We start from the raw sequence: 23101 nt of genomic DNA, 5'->3' as shown, positions 1-23101 counted from the left end.
TTCTCATCTGAGAAACTATAAACTATCAACAAATTTTTATTTTGGGAAGTTTCTAAGGGTAATAGAAGATGGACGGACAAACAGATCGTAACAGTCACGAAGAGCGATCGCAGCGCCAGGAATACTTCAAAGACACTGCTTTGGGTTTGGTATCGACCAAGAGTTTTCCGGCAATTGTCGGGACTGCTGACATGATGCTGAAGTCGGCAGGGGTGATTTTGGTAGGATACGAAAAAATTGGTTCCGGTCACTGTACGGCGATCGTCCGGGGCAGAATTTCGGATGTGCGTTTGGCTGTGGAAGCTGGAGCTCAAACTGCCGAACAGTTCGGGCAGTTTGTTTCTAAGTTGGTGATTCCTAGACCCTTGGCTAATTTGGAAGTGGTTTTGCCGATCGGCTTTCGCCTGACTGAGCTTTCGGAAAGCGGCAATTATTCTCGGCTTAGCAATCAGGCGATCGGTTTGCTCGAAACCCGGGGATTTCCGGCAATGGTCGGCGCTTGCGATGCTATGCTCAAATCCGCAGACGTACACTTGGCAGCTTACGAGAAAATCGGCGCCGGTTTGTGCACGGCAATTATTCGCGGTGCAGTTGCAGATGTAGCAGTAGCCGTAGAAGCCGGGATGTACGAAGCTGAGCGAATTGGCGAGTTGAACGCGGTGATGGTAATTCCCAGGCCTTTGGAAGATTTGGAACAAACTTTACCGCTGGCGAGTTGCTGGATCGAACACCGTAAACCTGTGATGATGCCCGTGTCGGTTAAGGAAAAGGAACAAGAATTGATCGAACTTCCAGATTTGGAGAAATTGACTGTTTATGTGGAAGAAGAAATCAATCGGTAATTCGTAATTAGGCAACAAAATTTTGTAGAGACGTGCTGCTGCAAATACTCAGACGAAGTTTCTCAAAAAAATATAAAGTTTACTCGGTGGGAGTGGGTGCAACAATTTATACTGAGTAGCTGTCTCAAACTTAATTTGGCGATCGAGCCGATCGCAGCCGTATCAAGAGACACAGAACACCAACTAAAACTAGGCTTTTAAGATCGAGTCGATCGCCTAAACAATGGAACTGACGAAGTAAATCCAGCCGAGGTGCAGACTCTTTCCACAGGATTTAACTGCTGTTAAAATGAACCTAAAATCCTGTTTCCGGTAGATAGCCTACCATCAATTTGAGGGTAATCTAATAACGGGTGGCAAAAAAAGAGAAGTTTAACAGTTGTTCAACTCAAAACTGGCAGCAAAGGAATCAACCCCCAGAATCAAGCACTCCTGAAAGTTGACCTATGAACCTCAAACAATTTTACAAGCGCGGTTTGCACAGCGCCAAGAAAGGAAACTATGAAGCGGCGATCGACGATTTCGATCGCATCCTGCAACTCAACCCTGCCGATGCCAAAGCCTATAACAATCGCGGCTTAGTCTACTATTACATGAAAGACTACCAGAAAGCGATCGCAGACCTCAGCCAAGCGCTAGATATCAATCCTAATTTGTTCGAGGCTTACCTGAATCGAGGCAATGCTTGGCGCCATCTCGGAGAACACGAAAAAGCCATTGACGATCTCAACTGCGCTTTAGCAAGTAAGCCTGGCAACCACGCTATCTACAACAACCGAGGACTCGTACTTGCTAATTTAGGACATTACGAAGAAGCAATAGAAGACTACAATCGAGCTCTCTCTATCAATTCCCACAATTATAAAACCTATTACAACCGGGGGCGCGCTTACTACCTTTTGGGAGAAAAAGAGGCCGCAACGGAGAACTTTAACGAAACGCTGCGGTTGAATCCTAAATATATCAAAGCTTACATAAATCGCGGTCTCTGTTATCACCAATTAGGAGACAACACGCAGGCGATCGCCGATTACAACACTGCACTGGGCATCGATCCACAAAATGTTTATGCGTATTATAACAGAGGCTGCGTTCGCTATAAATTAAAACAAATGCAGCTTGCAATTGAAGACTTTGACAAAGCAGTGGAACTCGATCCGAACTATGTTAAAGCTTATCTCAACCGGGGTTTAGCGCTCTATAAACTCGGAGATGTGACGGCAGCAAATAAGGATTTTTACTTGGTAATGTGCATTAATGCTGAAGCTTATGTATACTACCAAGCTCAGCGTTGTACGCCTGATATTAATTCGTACTTCAAAGAAGCGCCGCAGGTGGAACTTAATAATGCTGTAGAATACTACAACACAACCTTAAATACAATGTCAACTTCCTTAAGTTCGGCAGCATTAAACGCGGTCTGGAATCAAGAAGATTTGGAGAACAGAGACTCGATTATCTGTGAAGGTGAATTTATCAATAATTGAATTAGTCAGCAGTCAGTAGTCAGTAGCCATGAGGCTTAGTGCATAAATTTTTGAGCGATAGGAAATCGCATATGCAACGCAAAGCCATCTCAAGATAGGAGAGCGAATGTATGGAATTTAAGTCTCATGACTCAGCAGTCATTAGTCATTTTTCATTAAGTAGGTCATCGCAAAAAAACAATACCTCAGAAAGCCAGTTTCTTCGTATATTTCTCGTGAGTCGTGGCAAAATCTCGTAGAAATCGGCTTTCTAGCCCCCTGCGCAAGCCCCGAGAGGTTTTTAACGCGGATTGTGTACCAGTTAAAAATTAAAGTCCTTACTGCAAAAAAAACAGCAAGGACTTTAATCATTTATTCCTGAGTTTTAAGGACGAACGTCCTTACGACACACGTTAAATACTTGCCATCACTTCACGCGCTGCGGCCAAAGTTCGATCGACATCTTCATCAGTATGAGCCAAAGAAGTAAATCCAGCCTCAAACTGCGAAGGAGCAAGATAAATTCCGTGCTCCAACATTCCCCGGTGAAAGCGGCTGAACTTAGTCAAATCCGACTTTTTCGCATCATCGTAATTGTGAACTGGGCCAGCCGCAAAAAACAAGCCAAACATCCCGCTAATTTGCCCGCCGCAAACCGCGTGTCCGGCTTCCTTAGCAATTTTTAGCAATCCGTCGGACAGTTTTTTCGTAATCTTATCCAACTGTTCGTAAGTACCGGGTTTTTGCAGCAATTCCAAAGTTTTAATCCCAGCAGTCATCGCCAAAGGATTACCCGAAAGCGTACCTGCTTGATACATCGACCCAGCAGGAGCCACCATCCCCATAATATCCCGCCGTCCGCCGTAAGCTCCCACCGGCAAACCGCCGCCGATAACTTTACCCAAAGTTGTCAAATCCGGGGTAACGCCGAATTTTTCTTGGGCGCCGCCGTAGGCGATGCGGAAACCGGTCATTACTTCATCAAAAACTAACAAAGCACCGTTATCTTTGGTAATTTCCCGCAGGCCTTCGAGAAAACCTGCATCCGGGGTAATAAAACCGGCATTGCCCACAACTGGTTCGAGAATTACCCCTGCTATCTGGCCCGGATTTTCGGCAAATAAAGCTTTTACTGCTTCCAAGTCATTGTACGGAGCGTTGAGGGTGTTGGCGGTAACGGATTTCGGAACGCCCGGGGAGTCTGGAAGGCCCAGAGTTGCCACGCCGGAACCTGCTTTTACCAAGAACATATCGGCGTGTCCGTGATAGCAGCCTTCAAATTTAATGAGTTTATCGCGCCCGGTGAAGGCTCGCATCAGCCGCAAAACGGCCATGCAGGCTTCGGTGCCAGAATTGACAAATCGCACCATTTCAATGCTGGGAACCGCATCGATGACCATTTCCGCGAGCACGTTTTCCAACAGCGACGGTGCCCCGAAACTCGTACCTTTTTCTAAAGCTTCGTGAAGGGCTTTGATGACTTCTGGGTGGGCGTGGCCGCAGATAGCCGGGCCCCAAGTGCCTACGTAGTCGATGTATTGGTTTTCGTCAACATCCCAAATGTAAGCTCCTTTTACCCTGTCAAAGACGATGGGCTGTCCGCCTACAGATTTGAAGGCGCGGACGGGGGAACTGACGCCACCTGGCATCAACTTCTGGGCGGCGGCAAAAATTTCTTCTGATTTGGTCGTTTTCAAGGTTGTGGAAACCAATGTTTTCTCCTTAGTGAACGTCTGTTGTTGGTAGAATAATTTTATAGCCAGTTCAACATAAAGGTTAGGTCGATTCAAGGAAACTATTCTAGTAGATTTTAGGGTACAAACCAATGAGTAGCAATACTAGCTTGGGTTTTTTAGGCTTTGTCGCACTAGCACCGTGAAGCGAAGCTATCCCGTAGGGAATCGCCCTAAAGTGTAATATTTTGTAAAATACTTCTTGACAATTTGTCCATCACTTCCTCAAACTCCTCTCTTCTCTTCCTCTGCGTCCTCTGCCTTCTCTGCGGTTAATTAAAAAAAATCTCCGACAGGAAAGCGTTAATCTATATTACCAAGTTGAAATAAAATTATGTCTGCTAATGATTTATCGAGTTTGAGCCGATCGATCCCAATTGAAAAGATTCGTTACGACGATCGCGGTTTAGTGCCGGCGATCGTCCAAGATTATTTGGACGGTACGGTGTTGATGATGGCATGGATGAGCCGGGAGTCGCTGCAAAAAACCCTGGAAACCGGTCAAACTTGGTTTTGGAGTCGTTCTCGTTCCGAATTGTGGCCCAAAGGCGCGACTTCGGGACACGTTCAAAATGTCAAAGGGCTGCGTTACGATTGCGATAGCGATGCTTTGTTGGTAACAGTCGAACAAGTCGGAGATATTGCTTGTCACACCGGAGAAAGAAGTTGTTTTCACCAAGTTGACGGAGAAATTGTACCGCCGCCTGGAGATATGTTATCTCAATTATTTGAGGTAATTTGCGATCGCCGCGACCATCCTAACGAAAGTTCTTATACTTGCAAGTTGTTCGAGGGCGGCGACAACAAGATTCTCAAGAAAATTGGCGAAGAGTCGGCGGAAGTTGTGATGGCTTGCAAAGATGACGATAAAGATGGAATTGCTGGGGAAGTTGCGGATTTATTTTATCACACTTTGGTTGCTTTGGCTCACCATCAAGTTGATTTGAGAGCAGTTTACCGCAAATTGGACGATCGACGAAAATAATCGGTAATTGGGCATCGATAATTGGTAATTGATAATTGCCGTCCTGCACGCACTCTGACGCTCAGAAACCGGGTTTTTTACTAAGTATGCGATGCTCGAACGCGTCTTTTCGTAAAAAAACCCGGTTTCTCGGCCCCCATGCGTACTCGTGCGTAAGTCCTATCTAGGTTAGCACTGCTTAAGCGGCAACAGTATCAATTCCTGGTAATTGCAGATAGTATCGCGATTGCCTTTAGAAGGTAAAAGTTGTGCGCAGGACTCCCACCCCTACAGTGTCATTATCCTTAGTTCCTTCAGGATTGAACAGCACAAAAGCTCCGGGTGTAATGCTGATATTATCGTTGACTTTGAAGCGGTAATAAGCTTCTAAATGGTAAGGAGTTGCTCTGTTTTGCTGAAAGCGAGCACCGCCACTTACTGAATCGCGATCGAGTGGCTGTCCAAACAGAATACCTGCATTATTGCCCTGTGCGAACAAATCCCGGAAATGGAAACCTACCATCCAACTGGTGAAAGTTGTAGAAGCATTGCTTCTTTCAGCGTCAGCAACTATCCAACCTCCATAGGTAGAAATAGCAATTTTCGGAGAAAACCGCCAAGTTGCGGTACCGCCAAAGGAATTTATCCTCACGCCACCGTTAACAGGTTCTCTATCCGATCCCAAAATAGAACCCAAATCGGCATCACCTAATCCTGTAGCAAGAATATTCACTTTGTGGCGACTGTAAGCGTAATTTAAACCTATGTCGATACTGCTGGTAGGTTTAATAGTTAACTGCGCCGCAGCCACCGTACTTCCCTCAAATGCACCTGCTCCTAAAGGCGTGGCTGGAAAGCCTAAATCAACGGGCAAGGCTGCATTTGCACTGCCGTACAAAGCTGTGAGATTAAGCTTGCGGGAAATGTTCCAAATAAACCCGCCTGCTGATGCCAAACCCCTGCCTGAAGTGCCACCGGATACGCGGACTACAGGGTTATAACCTGCAAACCTAGAGACGGCTTCTTGCCCTTCTCCAGCAAAGGGAGTAATAGCTTGAAAAGCGTCAGAAGTTTCTGCTTTCGGGCCGGCAAATAAAGTGATACTATTAGAAACTGGAAAGACGTAAAGCAGCTTGTAAAGTTCAACAGTATTGGCGTCAATGCTAGATAGAGTCTCAGGATTAATTCCTGGAAATTGCGGTTCAAAACTCAGCTTTGCCTGACTGTCGGACAAAGCACTAAATGCCCCTGTTGACAAACCTAAATTAGGCCCGAAGCTGCGAATGTTGTAAGCTTGCAAGCCAGTTATTAGGGTATCTTTGCCTGTAAAACTGGTCAGCAGATTCAAGCGCACTCGGTAGTTTAAGACTGTCTGAGTATCGCTGTTATTGTTTTTAGTAGTATCGGCAACGCTAAAAATTGCTTCGCCACTGAGTTTAGTTGTTGTCGAAAATTGATTGGCTTCTAGTTCGGCGGTACGGGATTCTAAAGCATCGACTCTACCGCGCAAAGTGGCTAATTCTGCTGCAAATTCTTCTTGCAATCTTTGCAATGCGGCTAAGTCTTCCTTGGTTGCTAAGTTGGTTGTACCTGTTTTAATTAGCTCACTAACTTTATCCAAGCAAGCGTTTAAACCGGCGGCAAATTCGTAGCGAGTCATTGCCCGATTGCCTCGGAATGTGCCGTCTGGATATCCTGCTATGCAGCCGTATCTTTCTACTAGAGATTGCAGGGCTTGAAATGCCCAGTCCGTCGGGCGCACGTCGGAGAGTTGAGATACAGATGTTACTTGTTGTAGTTCGATCGACCCCTCGGTTTCGCTGTTGGTTGCTGCGGGTTCTAAGGAACTGCTGTTTTCGATTTCAGCCAACTTTTGGGCAGTAGAAGTTTCTGTGGGTACTGGTGCAGTTATGCCTGTTTGGGCAATAGCTGGTGCGGGTGGGTTTTGGGCAGGAATGACTGATGTTTCTGCCGTAAATTCTGCTGGTGTCTGCTGGTTTTGGGAAGGGGTAACAGATATTTCTTCTGTAACTGAGGCTGGCTCTGGGTTGGCTGGTTTTTCAGCTAACTTTAATAAGTTTTCCGGCGTATTTTCTGCGGTAAATGTTGCTGTTTGTCGCCCATTGAGTTGAGGGCTGTCTTGGGGGAGAGGGGCGAGTTCCTTTGCTGTTGAGACGGGGCGATCGCCCGTGTTTTCAACTTCCACCGCATCGGCGGGTTTTAATTCATCTATTCCCGGAATTTTGACCGGATTGTCAACACTACTTGTATCCAGGCTGATTTCAGTCTCTAATTGTTTCAATACTTCAGTACCTAATGTCTGTTTCTCAGGGACGAGAGGCATCGCTGCCAATGGTAGAGAACCGACAAGTAGATAAACTAAACCTATTCCGCTAGCACTAAAGAGTAGATGTGCTTTCATTACAGATCCTCACCAAATAGATTCTAAAATGGCTCTTATGTTTCGAGAATTATAAATCTATTTGGCATCCACAACCACAAAGTTTTTAATTCATAATTATTATGTTTTTCATAAGAAATAGCAGGATAACTTATCACAAAACAAGTATTTAGGCAACTATTTTTTTAACATTCGATCGAGGCTCTGTAAAAAAGAGATATAAATTTATCACAGAACAGGTATTTAGGCAACTATTTTTTTAACATTCGATCGAGCTTTTGCAAAATAACAATAGCAGCGCCCACACTCAAAGCCAAACCCAACCAAAAATTATCCGCCGCCAATTTACCTCTATCCAAAGCCAAACCGCCCAGCGGCGGCCCGATTAAATAGCCGATCGCCCAACACTGAGAATTAACCGCCAAATACACGCCGCGCAAAGACTCCGGCGCTAAATCCACCACCAAAGCCGAAGCAAAAGGCGTATAAGCAACAGTCGCCACCGACAAAAAACTCAAGCCTAAAACAGCTAACAATAGATTGCCAGTTGCAGCCATTCCCGTCAAGCCGATCGCAATAAATCCGATTCCCCATAGCAGCGCAGAAATCATCAAAGCTTTTGGATGGGAAAATGGCCTCAAAGCTTTAACAACTGGCAGTTGCAAAGCCACAGTTAAAAAGGTGCTAAAAGCAAACAAAACGGTAATTGTACCTGTTGAAAAACCTTTTTCCGTCCCCACCGCGACAAACTTGCTAAAGTAGAGCGGCATTGTGGTTTGGATTTGGGAAATGTAGAGAGTGAAAAGAGTATTTACTAAAGCATAAACTAGAAGACTTCGATCGCTCAGCGCCACCATCCAGCCATTTTCCCGATTTTTGCTGCCTCTATCCGCTGAATTAGCTGGTTTGTAGGTTTCGGCGATCGCGATCGCAACTACCGCAAATAGCACTAAAAACGAGATACCATCAATAATAAAGAGCGATCGATAATTACCCGTTACCTCAATCAATAAACCCCCCAAAATAATCCCAACTTGCAAACCTAAATTATCAGCCAGCCGCGTCAAAGCAAAAGCTTCCTGTCGCTGTTCGCCTTCGGTTAAATCCGCCACCATCGTCTCGGTTGGAGGCCAATACAAACCCACCCCCAAACCCATCAGTAAATTGCCCGCAACTAAACCAGCGAAATCATTAGTCGCCGCCAGTACAAAAGAAGCCACAGCAGAAATAATTGCCGCCAGCAATAAAGTTCGCCGCCTTCCCCAAAATTTGGAATCGCAAAAAGAACCGCCCAAAACTCTGCCGAATATTCCCGAAACTGAACCGCTACCCAAACCAATCCCAACAGCAGTAGCAGATAAACCGACGCCATCGACAAAAAATATGGGCGCGTAAAATAAAGTAAAACCAGTGCCGCTTTGGGAAAGGAATCTGCCAGCGGCAAGAATCCAGACTTGATGGGGGAGACGGGGAAACCAAGATGATAATTGAAATTTAGGCATATACAGTTAAATTAGGAGTTAGTCCTGGACGCAGAAACCCGGTTTTTTTTTACGAACATACGTTATAGCCTTTAATCACGGTCAAAAACCCGGTGTCTTTGGTCGCAGTGCGTAAGTTCTGTGAGTAATTATTAATTTATTCCGTACTTTTTCCGAATTAGTATTAGTTAACGCAGGTGATGACCAACATCAGTGAGCTTAACAATTCTTCAGGCTCTGTTACACAAAAGTTACCTTTAATTTAAAAATACTTAACACGATTTTATAAAAAAGTTAGTTAAACTCTAAAAAAGGCAGAAGAAAATTTTAGAGGGTCTAATTATGTCAGGAACCTCAGCCTAAAGGCATGAGGCTTGAAAGAGAAATCTAACAAGCCATCCTGACCAGCCTAAGTCTTTACTGACTACGTTTTTTGAGTCACGATACCGGAGAATGCGAAGCTAGTTTTCCGCTCTATCACTTGCAACTAAACAGTCTTAAGGTCACTGAGATAGTGTTGCTAGCCTAACAAGCTCTTAAAACATTGGCGAAGCTAACTTTACCCCAGAAATGGGAGTTTGAGGCAACAATGCCTCACCGGAGGGGCAACCATACCCCTCCACCCCGCGAGGGGATTCAAATTAAATGTAAAGCCGTGCTAAAAGCACGGGGTTTCTACCCATTTTTATGATGACAGCTATTACAACATCGAGAGTGGAATCAATCAAACCGCGCTGGCAAGCAATTGTCATGGTGGCCTTAATTTTCTGGGTCAGCGTTAGCCTGATTTTGGATCTAGTAATTATGCCCAGTCTCTACGTATCTGGCATGATGACATCTCCCGAGTTTGCAACGGCCGGAAATTTAATGTTCTGGGGATTCAACCGCGTTGAGTTAATCTGTTCGGGCCTGGTGGCAACGGGTTTGATGGTTTTGAGCAATTTAGTCGGTGACTTCGGCAAGCGCAGCCGCACAGCAATCTTATTATCATTGGTACTTCTGGCGATCGCCCTGATTGACACCTACGCGCTGACGCCCCAAATGAGCGCCTTGGGAATGCAGCTAAATCTGTTCGATTCCGCAGCAGAAGTGCCTACCGGGATGAATCTACTGCACCAAGGCTATTTTGGCTTGGAAGCGCTGAAGTTGGCTGTCGCCGGTACGCTGATCGGCTGGTGCTATCAAAACCAAGTTTAATCAACGATAAAAATTAGGACACGGCAGTGCCGTTTCCCTACAATGAATTGGGGTAGGGAAACGGCACTGCCGTGTCCTCTTATTCGGATTCTTCTGACACATCAGATAATTCAGATTTCGGCCACAGCAGGCGCAAGCCCATCACCGCAAATCCGATCGCCGCGATCGCCTTTACCAGTCGCTCCGGCAATACCTCTGCCGTGCCTTGCCCAACTAAAACGCCGATTAAACTCGCCAGCAGCAGCGCCGACGCCGTACCGAAAAATACAGCCCGAGGCGAGTTACAACTGCTGCCGAGGGCGATCGCAGCTAATTGACTTTTGTCTCCCAATTCTGACAAAAAAACTGTAAGAAAACTTATTCCCAAAAGTTGCCAATCCATATTTTTTAGTTATTAGTTAATTAAGAAATCTCGGACAGTATATGTAGGGTGCGCCTCGGCGCACCTTGCCCATATAAGGTGGTTAAAGTCAGGGCGATTGACAATTAACCCAGCACTTCCCACAGCAGAACAGCCGCAATCCCCAGCAAAATCACTCCTGCAGCTCTCTCCAAAGTTCTCGGAGCAATCCGATTTGCCAGCCACCTTCCCAGCAAAACTCCCAGCAAACTGGTTGCTATCAAAGCCGAACCCGCACCGGCAAACACAATCCAAGGCTCACGAGATTCAGCCGTCATCAGCAAAATTGCTAGTTGAGTTTTGTCTCCTATTTCAGCTAAAAAAATAGTTGCAAAAGTAGAAGCAAAAATTGCCCACTGCTTCGACTTCAGTTTCTTTTGTTCCTGACAAATATCGGGATTTGCACTCACTGAGAGTTCAGCGGGTTCCGGGTTTAAAGCAGCACAAATCTCAGAAACCTCTTTTATTTGTATTTGTACCTGTTGTGGCAAATCATAATTGAGGTTTACTGAGTCAGAAGCAGACAAGCTTGGCGGAACAGAATCAAGTTTCACGGGCAATGAGTGCTAAACGCTATTTATTTTTGAATTGTACTTTTGATTCTAACTTTCTCTGTACCTGGTTTTACGAAACCAGGGTCATCTTTTTCTCCCGAGATTTCAGCAACTGATTCCTGGAACAACTCACCGCACCCAAAAAGGGATACAAGCCCCCAGATTTATCTGTCGAGTCAATCTAAAATCTAAAATCTAAAATCTAAAATTGACTGGCTGACTGATTGGTTCACGTACCGTAAGTTCGATCGCCCGCATCTCCCAAACCAGGTACAATAAAGCCCTGTTCGTTGACTGTTTCGTCGATCGTGGCCGTATAAATAATCAAACTCGGGTACTCTGCACTCAGCCTCTTCAAAGCCGGAGGAGAAGCTACCACAGAGATAATCCGAATCAAGTTTGGGTCAATTCCCCGTGCAGTCAATTCCTGCATTGTCGCTACAATCGTCCCGCCAGTCGCCAGCATCGGCTCGCTAATTATCACCCGCGTTTCCGGGATAAACTGCGCCGGCAACTTGTTCAAATAACAACTCGGTTCCAGCGTCTCCTCATTTCTTGCCATGCCGAGGTGGTAAACCGACGCCAGCGGCACAACGGTCTGAATTCCTTCCAGCAGTGCCAAACCCGCCCGCAAAATCGGTACCACAACTAACGGAGCTTCCGGGTTGATAAAAGTCGCCGGACATTCTGCCAAAGGCGTCTGCACCGTTGTTTCCACTGTCGGCAGCCACTCTCTAATTGCCTCGTAAGCCAGCCACCTTCCCAATTCTGTCATCGCAGAACGAAAAAGTACCGAGGGGGTGGCGGCGTCGCGGGCGACAGCCAGCCAGTGTTTAATTAACGGATGCGGGGGAACGTAAACGCGCAGTTGCAGGGACATTAGAAAATTGGGGAGATTGCTAGGTTTGAGGGATTTTATGCGGTGCGGTCGATCTTCTTCGAGGACTTCGCCAACCGGCGATCGATCGCTCTGTGCAACTTATCACATCCTTGAGGGCGCATACAAGTCAGAGAGTGACAATCGACATCTTGCACCATTTTCAACAGGTCGCCACGGTTCAAACCCCTGCCAGACTGCGGGATTGCCGGACTGTTGCGACAAGCGCCAGCCGTCCGTTAGAACCCGTTTGCCGATCGACATCCATCCGCTTATTGAAATATTTTTCTAATAGTATTGACATTAATTAGCAACAAGGCTATAGTAATTTTCAGTGTTCTCCTCTCAAAGGATCGGCAGACGGGGGCAGTCGGCAATGGTAGACTGTTCCCGCATTTTTTTTGGGGAAAGAAGAAGGAAGAAGTCCGATGGAACAGGGAAGAGGAAAAAAGGCAGAAGGCTACATATACAAAGGGAAAATGGCAGACGCCACAGTTGAGGGAGGGCGATCGACTGTAATATTATGGAAATTATTAAGATTTTTAACCCAATGTCAGCTCCTACCCAATCCCAGTTATTTTCTTCCAACTCCCGCTCAACAGAGCAAGAGTTTGATGTAATTGTCATCGGTTCCGGCATTGGCGGACTCGTGACAGGCACCCAGTTAGCCGCTAAGAAAGCCAAAGTTTTAGTGCTCGAAAGCTATACAATTCCGGGGGGTAGCGCTGGATATTTCGATCGAGAAGGCTACAGATTCGATGTCGGCGCCTCCATGATTTTTGGCTTCGGACAGCGCGGCACCACCAACCTCCTCACCCGCGCCCTGAAAGCAGTCAACGTCACCTTAGAAACGATTCCCGACCCCGTACAGCTTCACTATCACTTACCCAGCGGCTTGGAACTTGAAGTTCCCCAGGCTTATGATAAATACTTGCAAGAATTAACAGACAGGTTCCCTCACGAACGCGAAGGAATCCACAAATTTTACGGCGAATGCTGGAACGTCTTTAACTGTCTCAACGGGATGGAATTGCTATCCCTAGAAGAACCCGGATATCTGGTTCGAGTCTTTTTTCAGAATCCTTTAGCCTGTTTGGGATTAGTAAAATATCTGCCTCAAAATACTGGGGACATTGCGCGGCGCTACATAAAAGACCCTACTTTGCTGAAATTTATCGACATGGAATGCTACTACTGGTCTGTAGTACCCGCAGACTTGACGCCGATGATTAACGCCGGAATGGTATTTTCGGATAGACATTACGGCGGCATAAATTATCCCAAAGGCGGAGTCGGTCAAATTGCCCAAAAATTAGTAGAAGGATTAGAAAAATGCGGCGGGAAAATTCAATACAAAGCTAAGGCGAAAAAAATTATCACCGAAAACGGCCGCGCTGTCGGAGTTGAGCTAGCAACCGGCGAAGTTTACCGGGCTAAGCGGATAGTTTCTAACGCCACGCGGTGGGATACTTTTGAGAAATTGCTGCCCGCAGAAGAGATGCCCGCTAGCGAAAAGAAATGGCAGCAGCGCTATCAAAAAGCCCCCAGTTTCTTGAGTTTGCATTTGGGAGTGGAAGCAGGCGTAATCCCTGTCGGTAGTGCCTGCCACCACATTTTGTTAGAAGATTGGGACAAAATGGAAGCGCCAGAGGGAACTGTTTTGGTTTCAATTCCGACCGTGCTCGACCCGGATTTAGCTCCCGCAGGATATCATATCGTTCACGCTTTTACGTCGAGTTGGATGGAAGATTGGGAAGGACTTGCGCAGCAGGCATACGAGGATAAAAAGGAAGAGGCCGCAGGAAGAATTATTGAAAGATTAGAAAAGATTTTTCCCGGTTTAGATGTCGGTTTGGATTATATGGAAGTTGGGACGGCGCGTTCTCACCGCCGCTTTTTGGGGCGCGAAGACGGAACTTACGGGCCGATTCCGCGACAGAAGTTAATGGGTTTGCTGGGAATGCCGTTTAATCGAACTTCTATGCCTGGTTTGTATTGTGTGGGTGACAGTACGTTTCCCGGACAGGGTTTAAATGCGGTGGCGTTTTCTGGGTTTGCTTGCGCGCACCGAATTGCCGTTGATTTGGGTTTTTAGCGGTAGCGGTAAGGTGCGTCAGATTGTTCGCTTGAAATACGAGAGAAAATGTGAGACTCCCGGCCACCCTACAAAAAGTTTAAAAACCCGGTTTCTGGGGAGAAACCGGGTTTTTAAACTGAAAATTGGCGTTTTCCATTCTTTTAAGGAGTTTACTGGTCGTAGCTGCCGCCGACGCCAATTTGAGTATTGTAGATTTTTGCCTCAGTGATGGTCATATCTTCCATTGATGCGCCGGATACGTCAGTGGTGTTAATGATGGCGGCGGTCAGATTTGCCCGATCGAGGTCTGCGTAATTTAAACTGGCATTAGTCAGGAAAACTGCGGTTAAGTTAGCACCCGTCAAGTTAGCACTCGTCAAGTCAGCGCCTTCGAGGTTGGCTTTAGATAGGTTTGCTCCTCGTAAATTTGCTTCTCTCAAGTCAGCACCAATTAAATGGGCTCCCGTTAAATCTGCTCCAGCCAAGTCGCACTGAAAACATTGCCCGGTTGACAATAACTGTTTGACGTGAGCGGGATTTTCAGCGCGAGCCGGGCCTGCCAACATTAGGGGAGTAATTAAAAAAGTAGCGGCTAATAGATGGCGTTTCATAATCCCTTTTCCTCACCAGACTGTGTGTTGAAGTTCTTCTGTTTATATCTACAATCTTACCACGGTTGTTTTCGGAATTTGCGATCGAATTCACAGATTGGCTGTGATATCCATTCCCCTCGACAAGCCACAGATGGTCTCGAAAAGCTCGCAAAACTTACTTTGGCAAAACTTAACACTGCCGAACTTAATACAGTGCTTTTTCGTAGTAACCTTTCTAGGTTAGCTACTAAAGCTAACAGATGTGTATTTCTGAAGATGGATATGATTAGCGCTGCGATGGATGATTTTAGCCAGCAATCCGATCGCAACAAGTTCAAAATTAATACATTATTTTTAATAAAAGTGTCACGGGACAGAAAATTTAACTTAAAATAAAGATCCGCTTATAACTTTATAGGTAGACGGAGAGCTGTCACCGACCAGATCCCCAGCCAAAGAGCGGGTGCATTCTTAACAAGAAATTTTAATTAGGTCTCAGTAGCAGCGCTGTAAAAATTCACCTAGTGCTTGAAAAGCAGCGCTTTTTTGGAATGTCGCAGAATCAACGCGATCGCAAAACTAAATTAAATATGCTCAAAAACGATTCCTCTAAGTATCTGCCAACCTTAGATCAAGTAATTGACCCTTACCCCTTGACAGTTACGCCCGATACCCCACTAGCAGAAGTAATTACCCTGATGGGCCAATGGCGCGGAAGTTGCTCTCTAAACGCAGACATTCCACCAAGCGATATCTACCAGCAACTAACAGAAATCGTAAATGCCCCCACCTCAAGTGCGTTCAGAGACGCCACAGGTATCTGCGTCTTTGTCGTGGAAAAATCTCTCGAAAAATTATCCTCGCACTCTGCTCAAAATTATCAATTGCAAGGAATCTTTACCGAGAGGGATCTTGTCGATTTGATTGCTTCGGGCAAAAACTTAAAAGGTGTCACCATCGCAGAAGTGATGAGGCAGCCGGCAGCAACTCTGACAAAATCCGAGACTCAAGACATTTTCAGCGCCCTAATTCTGCTGCGGCAACGAAGAATTAACCATTTGCCAATATTGGACAGCGAGGGTCAACTCTTAGGAGTAATTACGCCGGAAAGCATTCGCCAAGCCATGCTGCAACCGGGAAATATCTTAAAAATGCGCAGCGTGAAAGAAGTAATGACCGCACAAGTCATTCAAGCGCCTCGATCCGCCTCAGTTATGACTTTAGCCGAGTTGATGGCGCAGCACCGGGTTAGCTGCGTGGTAATTACAGAATCAACAGAATTATCGATGAATTTGCCGTTCCCAATTCCAGTAGGTATAGTCACAGAACGGGATATTGTCGAATTTCAAGCTTTAGATATAGATTTGTCGCAAACGATCGCCCAAACAGTGATGAGTACCCCCCTATTTAGTCTCAAGCAAGAAGACTCGCTGTGGGTAGCTCATCTTGAAATGCAGCAGCGTTTAGTGCGCAGGTTGGTAGTAACGGGGGAACGGGGAGAACTCCTGGGAATAGTCACTCAAAGCAACTTACTGCGGGTACTTGACCCGATGGAAATGTCCGGGGCGATCGATGTTCTGCACGATTCAGTCGTAGAACAGACTAGCGAATTGCAAAAAGCGATCGCATCACTCAGCTTGACTAACGCCACACTAGAAAGCGAAATCGCTACCCGCGTGCGGGCCGAGGTGCGGCTGCAACTGCTAGAATCTGCCGTAGTTAACGCTAACGACGCGATCGTGATTATGGATGCGGGACACAGCGATATCTCCGATCCCAGCATCATCTATGCCAACGAAGCTTTTACCCAAATGACGGGCTACCTACCCGAAGAAATCATCGGACAAACCCCCAGTTGCTTGCGCGGCCCAAACAGCGACCCGGCCCAGGTCGCTAAAATTCGCCGTGCTTTCTCTCGCCGAGAACCCCTACGCGTGGAATTGATTAACTACCGTAAAGACGGTTCAACTTATTGGGTCGAACTCAACAGCGTACCCATTGCCGACACATCCGGGAACGTTACCCACTGGGTGTCCGTGCAGCGGGATATTAGCGATCGCAAGCGCATGGAACAAGCATTTTTTGAAGAAAAAGAACTCGCTCAGGTTACTCTACAATCGATCGGCGATGCCGTAATCGCTACTGATGCCGGCGGCTGCATTTCCACCCTGAATCCAGTTGCCGAAAAACTCACGGGTTGGTCTACCTGGGAAGCTAAAGGTTTGCCCCTCGACAGCGTACTCAGAATAGTTGATGAAACTACCCGACTGCCGGTCGAAAATATCGCCGAAATCGCTTTGTGCGAAGGCCGGATTGTTGACCAAAGGCACAACAGCTTGCTGATTGCCCGCAACAACCAGGAATTTGCGATCGACCACTGCGTCGCCCCCATCCACGCCAGCAGCGGCAAGATTGTCGGGGCCGTCGTTGTATTCCGAGATGTTACCCAAGTGCGAACTCAAGCGCGACAACTTACCTGGCAGGCAACTCATGACCCCCTGACGCAATTAGTCAACCGCCGCGAATTTGAGTACCAGCTAGAACAAGCCCTGCACAGTGCTCAAGGTTACGGGCACGAACACGTTATGCTTTACCTGGATCTCGATCGCTTCAAAATAGTTAACGACACTTCCGGTCACGCTGCTGGCGACGAATTGCTGCGCCAAGTCAGCCAGCTATTTAAAGGCAAAATCCGCCAAACCGATATTTTGGCGCGTCTGGGCGGCGATGAATTTGCTGTACTCCTGTATTACAGTCCCCTCGAACGAGGCTTGGATGTTGCAGAATCGCTGCTGCGAAGCATTCAGGGATTCCGGTTTGGCTGGCAGGACAAAACTTTTTTGATCGGTGTCAGTATCGGTTTGGTAACAATTAATCCCAAAACAGTATCGACATCTGCGGTTTTGAGCGCGGCCGATATGGCCTGCTACGCTGCTAAAAATAAAGGCCGCAACCGGGTGCAGGTTTATCAAGCGGGCGATCGAGAATTAATCAAACAGCACGGCGAAACCGAGTGGGTGGTGCAAATTAATCAAGCTTTAGAAGAGAATCGCTTTTGCTTGTACTCTCAGCCGATCGTACATTTGCTCAACTCTCCAACCACCGGAACCCACTGCGAAATCCTGCTCCGCCTGCAGCTTGAAACCGGTCAGTTGGTGTCGCCGATGGCGTTTATTCCGGCGGCCGAACGCTACAACTTGATGCACGCCATCGACTGCTGGGTAATTCGCACTTTATTTAGCAATTTATCTAAAATTTTTACGGCCAATTTATTTGTCCAAAACCCCGGGGTAGACAGCGATAAAATAGTTACCTTCCCTGCTTGCTCTCTTTTGTCTAATCCCAAATTCTCATGTGGCAAGTATCCCAGTCTTTATTCGATCAACCTTTCTGGGGACAGCCTCAACGAAGAAAAGTTTATCGAGTTTATTCAAGAGCAGTTTTCCATCCATCAAATACCGCCAGAAATAATTTGTTTTGAAATTACAGAAACCGTGGCGATCGCTAATCTCAGCAAAGCAGCCAGCTTAATTTGGCAACTCAAGGAACTCGGCTGCCAGTTTGCCTTGGACGACTTCGGCAGCGGGATGTCTTCCTTTGCTTACCTGAAAAGCTTGCCGATTGATTATCTCAAAATTGACGGCAACTTTATTAAGAATATTGCCGACAATCCTATTGATATCGCAATGGTGGAAGCTATTACCAAAATTGCTCACGTCATGGGAATTAAAACTATTGCCGAGTATGTGGAAAGCCAAATAATTATGGATAAACTCAATGAACTTGGGGTAGATTACGCTCAAGGTTATTATTTGGGAAAGCCTCAACCTTGTAACTTCATATCTCCTAGTTTAGAGGAAGTTTTGGGGGATTTGACGCTTAATTCTTTGGCTTTTGAGGCTAAGCTGGCTTCTTAAACAGGGACGTTGAGCAATAGATTGTATAACGAATTTAACAGAGGGATGTTGAGGGAAGAAGGAAAAGAGAGTATGAAAAGGGAGATTTTAAGTTGTGATATCAATTCCCGATTCCCAATTCCCGATTCCCGATTACCCATTACCTTCTACATTAGTTTCCGCCGCTTCAATGTACTGACTGTCTAACAGAAAAGCACCTTTTTCAAAGCGAATGCCCCAATAATTGCCGGGACGCCGATCGATCACAACACCTTCAGCGCCGATCGCAATTAAATTCGCAGGCCGCAGCATCGGCATCGGTTCGGCAGTTTTGACGTAAGGCGGCATCGCCACAACTCTGACTTTTTGACCGATTGTAAATTCTTTTTCCATAATTTTTATTTCCTAAAAAAACACGGCAATAAAGTAATTTTAACAAGGAATGTTTCTGTTTGATTGATTGATTAGGTATGATATAAAATGAAGAACTATGAAGCGTAATTAAGGGAGTTATCGGCAAAATTATTTATATTTTAGGGTACCATCTTTTTTATATTCAAGTTCATGATATTTTCCGCCTAACCCTAAGTCATGAAGACATCGTTGGTAGTTTTTGGCTCCCATATCGAAAGGGTTAGTCCTGTTCAATCTTGCCCATTCAGCTATCTTTAGCTGGTTAGTTACCCCTGAAGCATCGGCTACGGTTTTGACAATCCAATCAAACATTTTTTTTCCTCTAAGCTGTCTCTCACTCTACCTCTCTATATTAGCTATATATTCACCTATAGGCAATCAAACATTTTTTTTCCTCTAAGCTGTATCTCACCCCTAACTCGGACGATCGCCCGTAACACCCCTGACCGATCGCGCTACAATTGTCAATCGGGATGAAAATGGCTGATTAGGAAAGTAGAGGAGTAGGTGTTATGGCTACAAGTCGTCGCATTGAGCGTGTAGCTTCAATGGTTAAACGGGAAGTCAGCCTGATGTTGCTGAATGGAATCAAGGACGACCGGGTAGGTGCCGGTATGGTTAGCGTTACCGATGTAATTGTTTCGGGAGACCTTCAGCATACAAAAATTTTTGTCAGCATCTACGGTACTGATGAGGCAAAGGCTGAGACTATGGAGGGTTTGAAATCTGCAACTAGCTACGTCCGCAGCCAGTTGGGCCAACGATTGCAACTGCGCCGGACGCCGGAAGTGATTTTTCTTGAAGACCATTCTTTGGAACGGGGCGATAAAATGCTGATACTGCTGAATCAGCTTTCTGCCGATCGCAAACCGGATCTTCTAGATGCGGAGGAAGAATTCGCTGACGATGAAATTGACGAAACAGACGAGAATTAGTTTATGAAGGAAGAAGGAAGAAGGAAGAAGGAAGAGGAAAGAATTTCTGATTCCCGATTCATAATTCCTGATTACCAATTCGCAATTCCCGATTCCCAATTCCCGATTCCCAAATCTAAAATCTAAAATCTAAAATCTAAAATCGAATGATTGACAATCTTTCCTTACCAGAACTGGTGGCCCAGATGTTCGTGGTGCGCGCTTCTGGCTACTTGTTCGACCACCAAATTCGCTATCCCGAATGGGAACCAACTGCCAGCAAACTCCGCTATTATCTGGAAAAGTTGGGCGTCGGCGGTGTGATTTTGGTGGGGGGAAGTGCTGCGGAGTTGGCGGTTCGATCGCACCAATTGCAGTCTTGGGCCAAGTTTCCGCTGCTGCTGGCGGCTGATATTGAGGAAGGTGTAGGCCAGCGGTTCGCGGGGGCGACTTGGTTCGGGCCGCCGATGGCAATTGCCGAAGTGGCGCGGCACGATGCAGGTAAAGCAGATCGATATGCTGAAGCAATGGGCGCTGTCACTGCGATCGAAGCTAGGGCGATCGGTCTCAATTGGGTTCTCGCACCGGTGGTTGATGTTAACAACAATCCCGACAATCCTGTGATTAACGTCCGCGCTTTTGGCGAGACAGCGGAAATTGTCGGCAAATTAGCCGCTGCTTTTATTCGCGGCGCAGGCCCGCACCCGGTTTTGACTACAGCTAAGCATTTTCCCGGCCACGGAGACACGGCGGTTGATTCTCACTTGGAATTGCCGGTTTTGCCGCATTCGCCAGCGAGATTGGCTGAGGTTGAGTTAACTCCTTTTGTCGAGGCGATGGCTGCTGGGGTCGATGCTGTGATGAGTGCTCACTTGCTGATTCCGGCTTGGGATGCCGAGTTTCCTGCTACTCTTTCTCGCAAAATTTTGATCGGGAAGCTGCGAGAAGAGTTGGGATTTGAAGGTTTGATCGTGACGGATGCTTTGGTGATGGGCGCGATCGCCAATAAGTACGGCACTAATGAAGCTGCTGTTTTGGCGGCTGAGGCTGGTGCTGATGTTTTGCTGATGCCGCTTGACCCGGAAGGGGCGATTCTCGCTGTCTGCGAAGCTGTCACTCAAGGACGGCTTTATATAGCACAAATCAAGGAATCTGTCAAGCGAATTTGGGAAGCAAAAATAAAGGTGGGTTTGTCGATTTCTGACCCCCCCCAATCCCTTGCTAAGGGGGAAAGCAAGAATTTACAATCCATCGACTCGATAGACTTAAGTTTGCTGGCAAATCCTGACTCAAGGGCAACTGCTGCCGATATTTTGCGAGATTCTGTGAAATTTGGCGGAAATCTGCCTTTGCAGGTTTCAAAGTCCCCAAAAAACCAGCTTTTGCGGAATTTGATTGTTGTAGATGATGTTTTGGGGTGCGAGTTTTTGGGAAACCACACTCCGGCGATCGCCCTTCCCGAACAGTTTGGTTACGAATTGCAACTGATTGACGATCGCACAGGTGCGATCGCTGATAATGCAGGTGCAGAGCATTTTTCTCCTACACTGCTGCAAATTTTCATTCGCGGCAATTGCTTCCGAGGCAGTGCTGGTTTGACCCAAGCAGCTCAAGATTTGTTTAAGAAATTATTAAAGACGGGAGAACTGCAAGCTGTATTAATTTACGGAAGTCCCTACGTTTTAGAGCAATTTTTGCCGCACTTGCCTCCGAGTATTCCTTATGTATTTTGTTTCGGGCAGATGCCGGTAGCGCAATCTCTCGCTCTAGAAGTGCTGTTTGGAATTGACGCCACGGGCAATGCTTGAACTGCCGGACTCCTAAATCTTTCTTTTGCTGCTGCGTCAGGACTTAAATTCATCAACCCGGTTTCTCGCAAGAAATAATTTTGGCTTTGGCGGTGAAGCATCCAGAAACCGGGAATCGGGCGCGGGTTCCTACATTCAGAATTGAGCTTTGCAGCAGATGGGCCTGCTAGCGCGGAAAAGTTGCGGCCAAAATCCCAAGACAAATCCCATCACTTACTAATCGTTCCTATAATTTTTTAAAATAGACGGCAGTGAATTGTATACCTGTATACTGACAAAATTTTAATTACATATCCGGAATTTTGGATTATATTATTACCAGGGCCATAATTTTTTTTTTACTAAAACCTTGAGGGCGCATTATGATTCAGTCCACTATCAAAATCCAATACTCTTTAGATGTCATCCAGGATGAAGCCCGCCACCTCGTGAACGAGGGCGTGCTGAGCCGACAACAGCCTATCTACACGCTTTGTCAGTTCATCCCACCCCGAGAATGGGCTTGCGTGGAGTGCGAGTTAGAAAAATGCGACTTCTTGCTGCGCGATCGCATTGCCGACCTGATCGGTTCTGAAAACTGGGACAATGACTAAAGTTTGGTTCTCTTAAATAAGTTTGCAAGTCAGTTTCCAAGTCAACTCCGGCTGTGTTAGAGAATCTTGATTCTTTAATCCTGGAAATTTTCGGTCTGCAAATTTTCCAATTCGGCCCTCAGCGCTGCCATGTGTGCAGTTAATTCTTGAATCTCTAGCTTTACGTCAGGCTGTACAACCGACTCGGGAGGAGCATCAGTCGCTGCATCCGATTCCTTGGGCGAGACAGATTCGCTGTCTGCATTCTCCCGCTCCCTCGGTTGAGAGAAAATAGTATCTACAAAATTCCGCGCTTCTCGATCGGTCATTTCTCCTTTTTCCAGCAGCTCATCGGCGAGCTGGCCCAAATCTGACTTCAGTTTGTCAAGATTTTCTTCTCGCTTTAACGGATCTTGCAATGTCTCAATTAAAAAGGAAGTTGCACCTAAAGTCAGGTGAAATCCTGTTTGCAGCATTTGAGGCAGGTTGTCGAGATTCATCTAAAAATGCCGCTAGAATGTTTTTATTTTTATGAGTTTTTGGTTCGCCAGTTGCTCCCAAGTCGGCGCGTCAGGCCGCTTCTTAGCCGGAAGATGCGCAGTCGTAGGTGGCGATCGCGCCGAGCCAGGAATGATACGCCTTTGAGATGATAGTTTTCTTTGGGGCGGACACTAATTGTATCATTACTCCGTAAATTAATAAATGTCAAGTGTAAATTTTTGTAACGAGCAATAAAAACCTCCCCACTCCAAAAGTCAGTCTATCAGGACTTACGCATGGGGGGAGAAATCCGGTTTCTACTAAAAATTTGGGACGAGGAACGAGAAATACAGCAAGAAAACCGGTTTCTGAGTCAGCGTGTACAAATCCTATCTATTTAAGATTTGAGATTTCCAAATTTTAGGTTCAATC

General features: G+C 46.3%; 21 protein-coding genes. 10 read left to right on the top strand and 11 right to left on the bottom strand.

Annotation, left to right across the window (positions count from 1 at the left end):
• Positions 1 to 68 precede the first annotated feature (68 nt).
• The gene (locus QUA54_RS14800; RefSeq protein ID WP_333045652.1) at positions 69 to 842 is read left to right on the top strand and encodes a BMC domain-containing protein; all 774 of its coding nucleotides are present in this window, start codon (positions 69 to 71) and stop codon (positions 840 to 842) included.
• 446 nt (positions 843 to 1288) lie between these two features.
• Positions 1289 to 2329, top strand: coding sequence for a tetratricopeptide repeat protein (locus QUA54_RS14795; RefSeq protein WP_172186878.1), 1041 nt, complete (start codon positions 1289 to 1291; stop codon positions 2327 to 2329).
• Between the two features lie 392 nt (positions 2330 to 2721).
• Here the strand turns inward: QUA54_RS14795 and hemL are convergent, their stop codons facing one another.
• Complete coding sequence (gene hemL, locus QUA54_RS14790; RefSeq protein ID WP_333415213.1) at positions 2722 to 4020, bottom strand: glutamate-1-semialdehyde 2,1-aminomutase; 1299 nt, start codon at positions 4018 to 4020, stop codon at positions 2722 to 2724.
• Between the two features lie 355 nt (positions 4021 to 4375).
• Between hemL and hisIE the strand changes: the two genes are divergently transcribed.
• Positions 4376 to 5026, top strand: a complete 651-nt coding sequence (hisIE, locus tag QUA54_RS14785) for a bifunctional phosphoribosyl-AMP cyclohydrolase/phosphoribosyl-ATP diphosphatase HisIE (RefSeq protein ID WP_333415212.1) — start codon at positions 4376 to 4378, stop codon at positions 5024 to 5026.
• Between the two features lie 232 nt (positions 5027 to 5258).
• Here hisIE and QUA54_RS14780 read toward each other — a convergent pair whose 3' ends face one another.
• A complete protein-coding gene (locus QUA54_RS14780; protein ID WP_333415211.1) occupies positions 5259 to 7427 on the bottom strand; it encodes an iron uptake porin in 2169 nt (722 codons plus the stop codon).
• 230 nt (positions 7428 to 7657) lie between these two features.
• Entirely contained in the window at positions 7658 to 8908 is a 1251-nt protein-coding gene (locus tag QUA54_RS14775) for an MFS transporter (protein ID WP_333415210.1), read from the bottom strand.
• 669 nt (positions 8909 to 9577) lie between these two features.
• On the opposite strand from QUA54_RS14775, the gene QUA54_RS14770 reads away from it, so the two are divergent.
• Entirely contained in the window at positions 9578 to 10084 is a 507-nt protein-coding gene (locus QUA54_RS14770) for a hypothetical protein (RefSeq protein ID WP_333415257.1), read from the top strand.
• Between the two features lie 79 nt (positions 10085 to 10163).
• On the opposite strand, the gene QUA54_RS14765 is transcribed toward QUA54_RS14770, so the two are convergent.
• The 4 genes from QUA54_RS14765 to QUA54_RS14750 all read right to left on the bottom strand — a co-directional run bounded on the left by QUA54_RS14765 (position 10164) and on the right by QUA54_RS14750 (position 12219).
• Positions 10164 to 10466, bottom strand: a complete 303-nt coding sequence (locus QUA54_RS14765; RefSeq protein ID WP_333300604.1) for a TMEM165/GDT1 family protein — start codon at positions 10464 to 10466, stop codon at positions 10164 to 10166.
• A 104-nt stretch (positions 10467 to 10570) separates the two neighbouring features.
• Entirely contained in the window at positions 10571 to 11038 is a 468-nt protein-coding gene (locus QUA54_RS14760; protein ID WP_333415209.1) for a TMEM165/GDT1 family protein, read from the bottom strand.
• A gap of 229 nt (positions 11039 to 11267) precedes the next feature.
• Positions 11268 to 11918 (bottom strand): uracil phosphoribosyltransferase, encoded by a 651-nt coding sequence (gene upp / locus QUA54_RS14755; RefSeq protein ID WP_333415208.1) that lies wholly within the window; start codon positions 11916 to 11918, stop codon positions 11268 to 11270.
• A gap of 178 nt (positions 11919 to 12096) precedes the next feature.
• Positions 12097 to 12219, bottom strand: coding sequence for a hypothetical protein (locus tag QUA54_RS14750; protein ID WP_333415207.1), 123 nt, complete (start codon positions 12217 to 12219; stop codon positions 12097 to 12099).
• Between the two features lie 246 nt (positions 12220 to 12465).
• Between QUA54_RS14750 and crtH the strand changes: the two genes are divergently transcribed.
• Positions 12466 to 14010: a carotenoid isomerase gene (crtH, locus tag QUA54_RS14745; RefSeq protein ID WP_333415206.1), complete on the top strand. Its 1545-nt coding sequence runs from the start codon at positions 12466 to 12468 to the stop codon at positions 14008 to 14010.
• Positions 14011 to 14162: 152 nt separating this feature from the next.
• Here the strand turns inward: crtH and QUA54_RS14740 are convergent, their stop codons facing one another.
• On the bottom strand, positions 14163 to 14603 hold the full coding sequence (locus QUA54_RS14740) for a pentapeptide repeat-containing protein (RefSeq protein ID WP_333415205.1): 441 nt from the start codon (positions 14601 to 14603) through the stop codon (positions 14163 to 14165).
• A 533-nt stretch (positions 14604 to 15136) separates the two neighbouring features.
• On the opposite strand from QUA54_RS14740, the gene QUA54_RS14735 reads away from it, so the two are divergent.
• Positions 15137 to 18502 (top strand): EAL domain-containing protein, encoded by a 3366-nt coding sequence (locus tag QUA54_RS14735; protein ID WP_333415204.1) that lies wholly within the window; start codon positions 15137 to 15139, stop codon positions 18500 to 18502.
• A 132-nt stretch (positions 18503 to 18634) separates the two neighbouring features.
• On the opposite strand, the gene sipA is transcribed toward QUA54_RS14735, so the two are convergent.
• Positions 18635 to 18874: a regulatory protein SipA gene (sipA, locus tag QUA54_RS14730; RefSeq protein WP_333067909.1), complete on the bottom strand. Its 240-nt coding sequence runs from the start codon at positions 18872 to 18874 to the stop codon at positions 18635 to 18637.
• Positions 18875 to 19003: 129 nt separating this feature from the next.
• On the bottom strand, positions 19004 to 19207 hold the full coding sequence (locus QUA54_RS14725) for a hypothetical protein (protein ID WP_333185887.1): 204 nt from the start codon (positions 19205 to 19207) through the stop codon (positions 19004 to 19006).
• 200 nt (positions 19208 to 19407) lie between these two features.
• Between QUA54_RS14725 and rbfA the strand changes: the two genes are divergently transcribed.
• The 4 genes from rbfA to QUA54_RS14705 all read left to right on the top strand — a co-directional run bounded on the left by rbfA (position 19408) and on the right by QUA54_RS14705 (position 22210).
• Positions 19408 to 19830, top strand: coding sequence for a 30S ribosome-binding factor RbfA (gene rbfA / locus QUA54_RS14720; protein WP_333197690.1), 423 nt, complete (start codon positions 19408 to 19410; stop codon positions 19828 to 19830).
• Between the two features lie 3 nt (positions 19831 to 19833).
• A complete protein-coding gene (locus tag QUA54_RS14715) occupies positions 19834 to 19956 on the top strand; it encodes a hypothetical protein (RefSeq protein WP_333415203.1) in 123 nt (40 codons plus the stop codon).
• A 20-nt stretch (positions 19957 to 19976) separates the two neighbouring features.
• Positions 19977 to 21617, top strand: a complete 1641-nt coding sequence (locus tag QUA54_RS14710) for a glycoside hydrolase family 3 N-terminal domain-containing protein (protein ID WP_333415202.1) — start codon at positions 19977 to 19979, stop codon at positions 21615 to 21617.
• A gap of 362 nt (positions 21618 to 21979) precedes the next feature.
• On the top strand, positions 21980 to 22210 hold the full coding sequence (locus tag QUA54_RS14705) for a DUF4327 family protein (protein ID WP_172186863.1): 231 nt from the start codon (positions 21980 to 21982) through the stop codon (positions 22208 to 22210).
• A gap of 74 nt (positions 22211 to 22284) precedes the next feature.
• Here QUA54_RS14705 and QUA54_RS14700 read toward each other — a convergent pair whose 3' ends face one another.
• Positions 22285 to 22689 (bottom strand): hypothetical protein, encoded by a 405-nt coding sequence (locus tag QUA54_RS14700; protein ID WP_333415201.1) that lies wholly within the window; start codon positions 22687 to 22689, stop codon positions 22285 to 22287.
• Positions 22690 to 23101: the final 412 nt, after the last annotated feature.

Origin of the sequence: Microcoleus sp. MOSTC5 (assembly GCF_036701825.1) — a bacterium.
In the GTDB taxonomy this organism is placed as follows: Bacteria; Cyanobacteriota; Cyanobacteriia; order Cyanobacteriales; family Microcoleaceae; genus Microcoleus; species Microcoleus asticus.
This window is presented reverse-complemented; position numbering and strand designations above follow the sequence as displayed.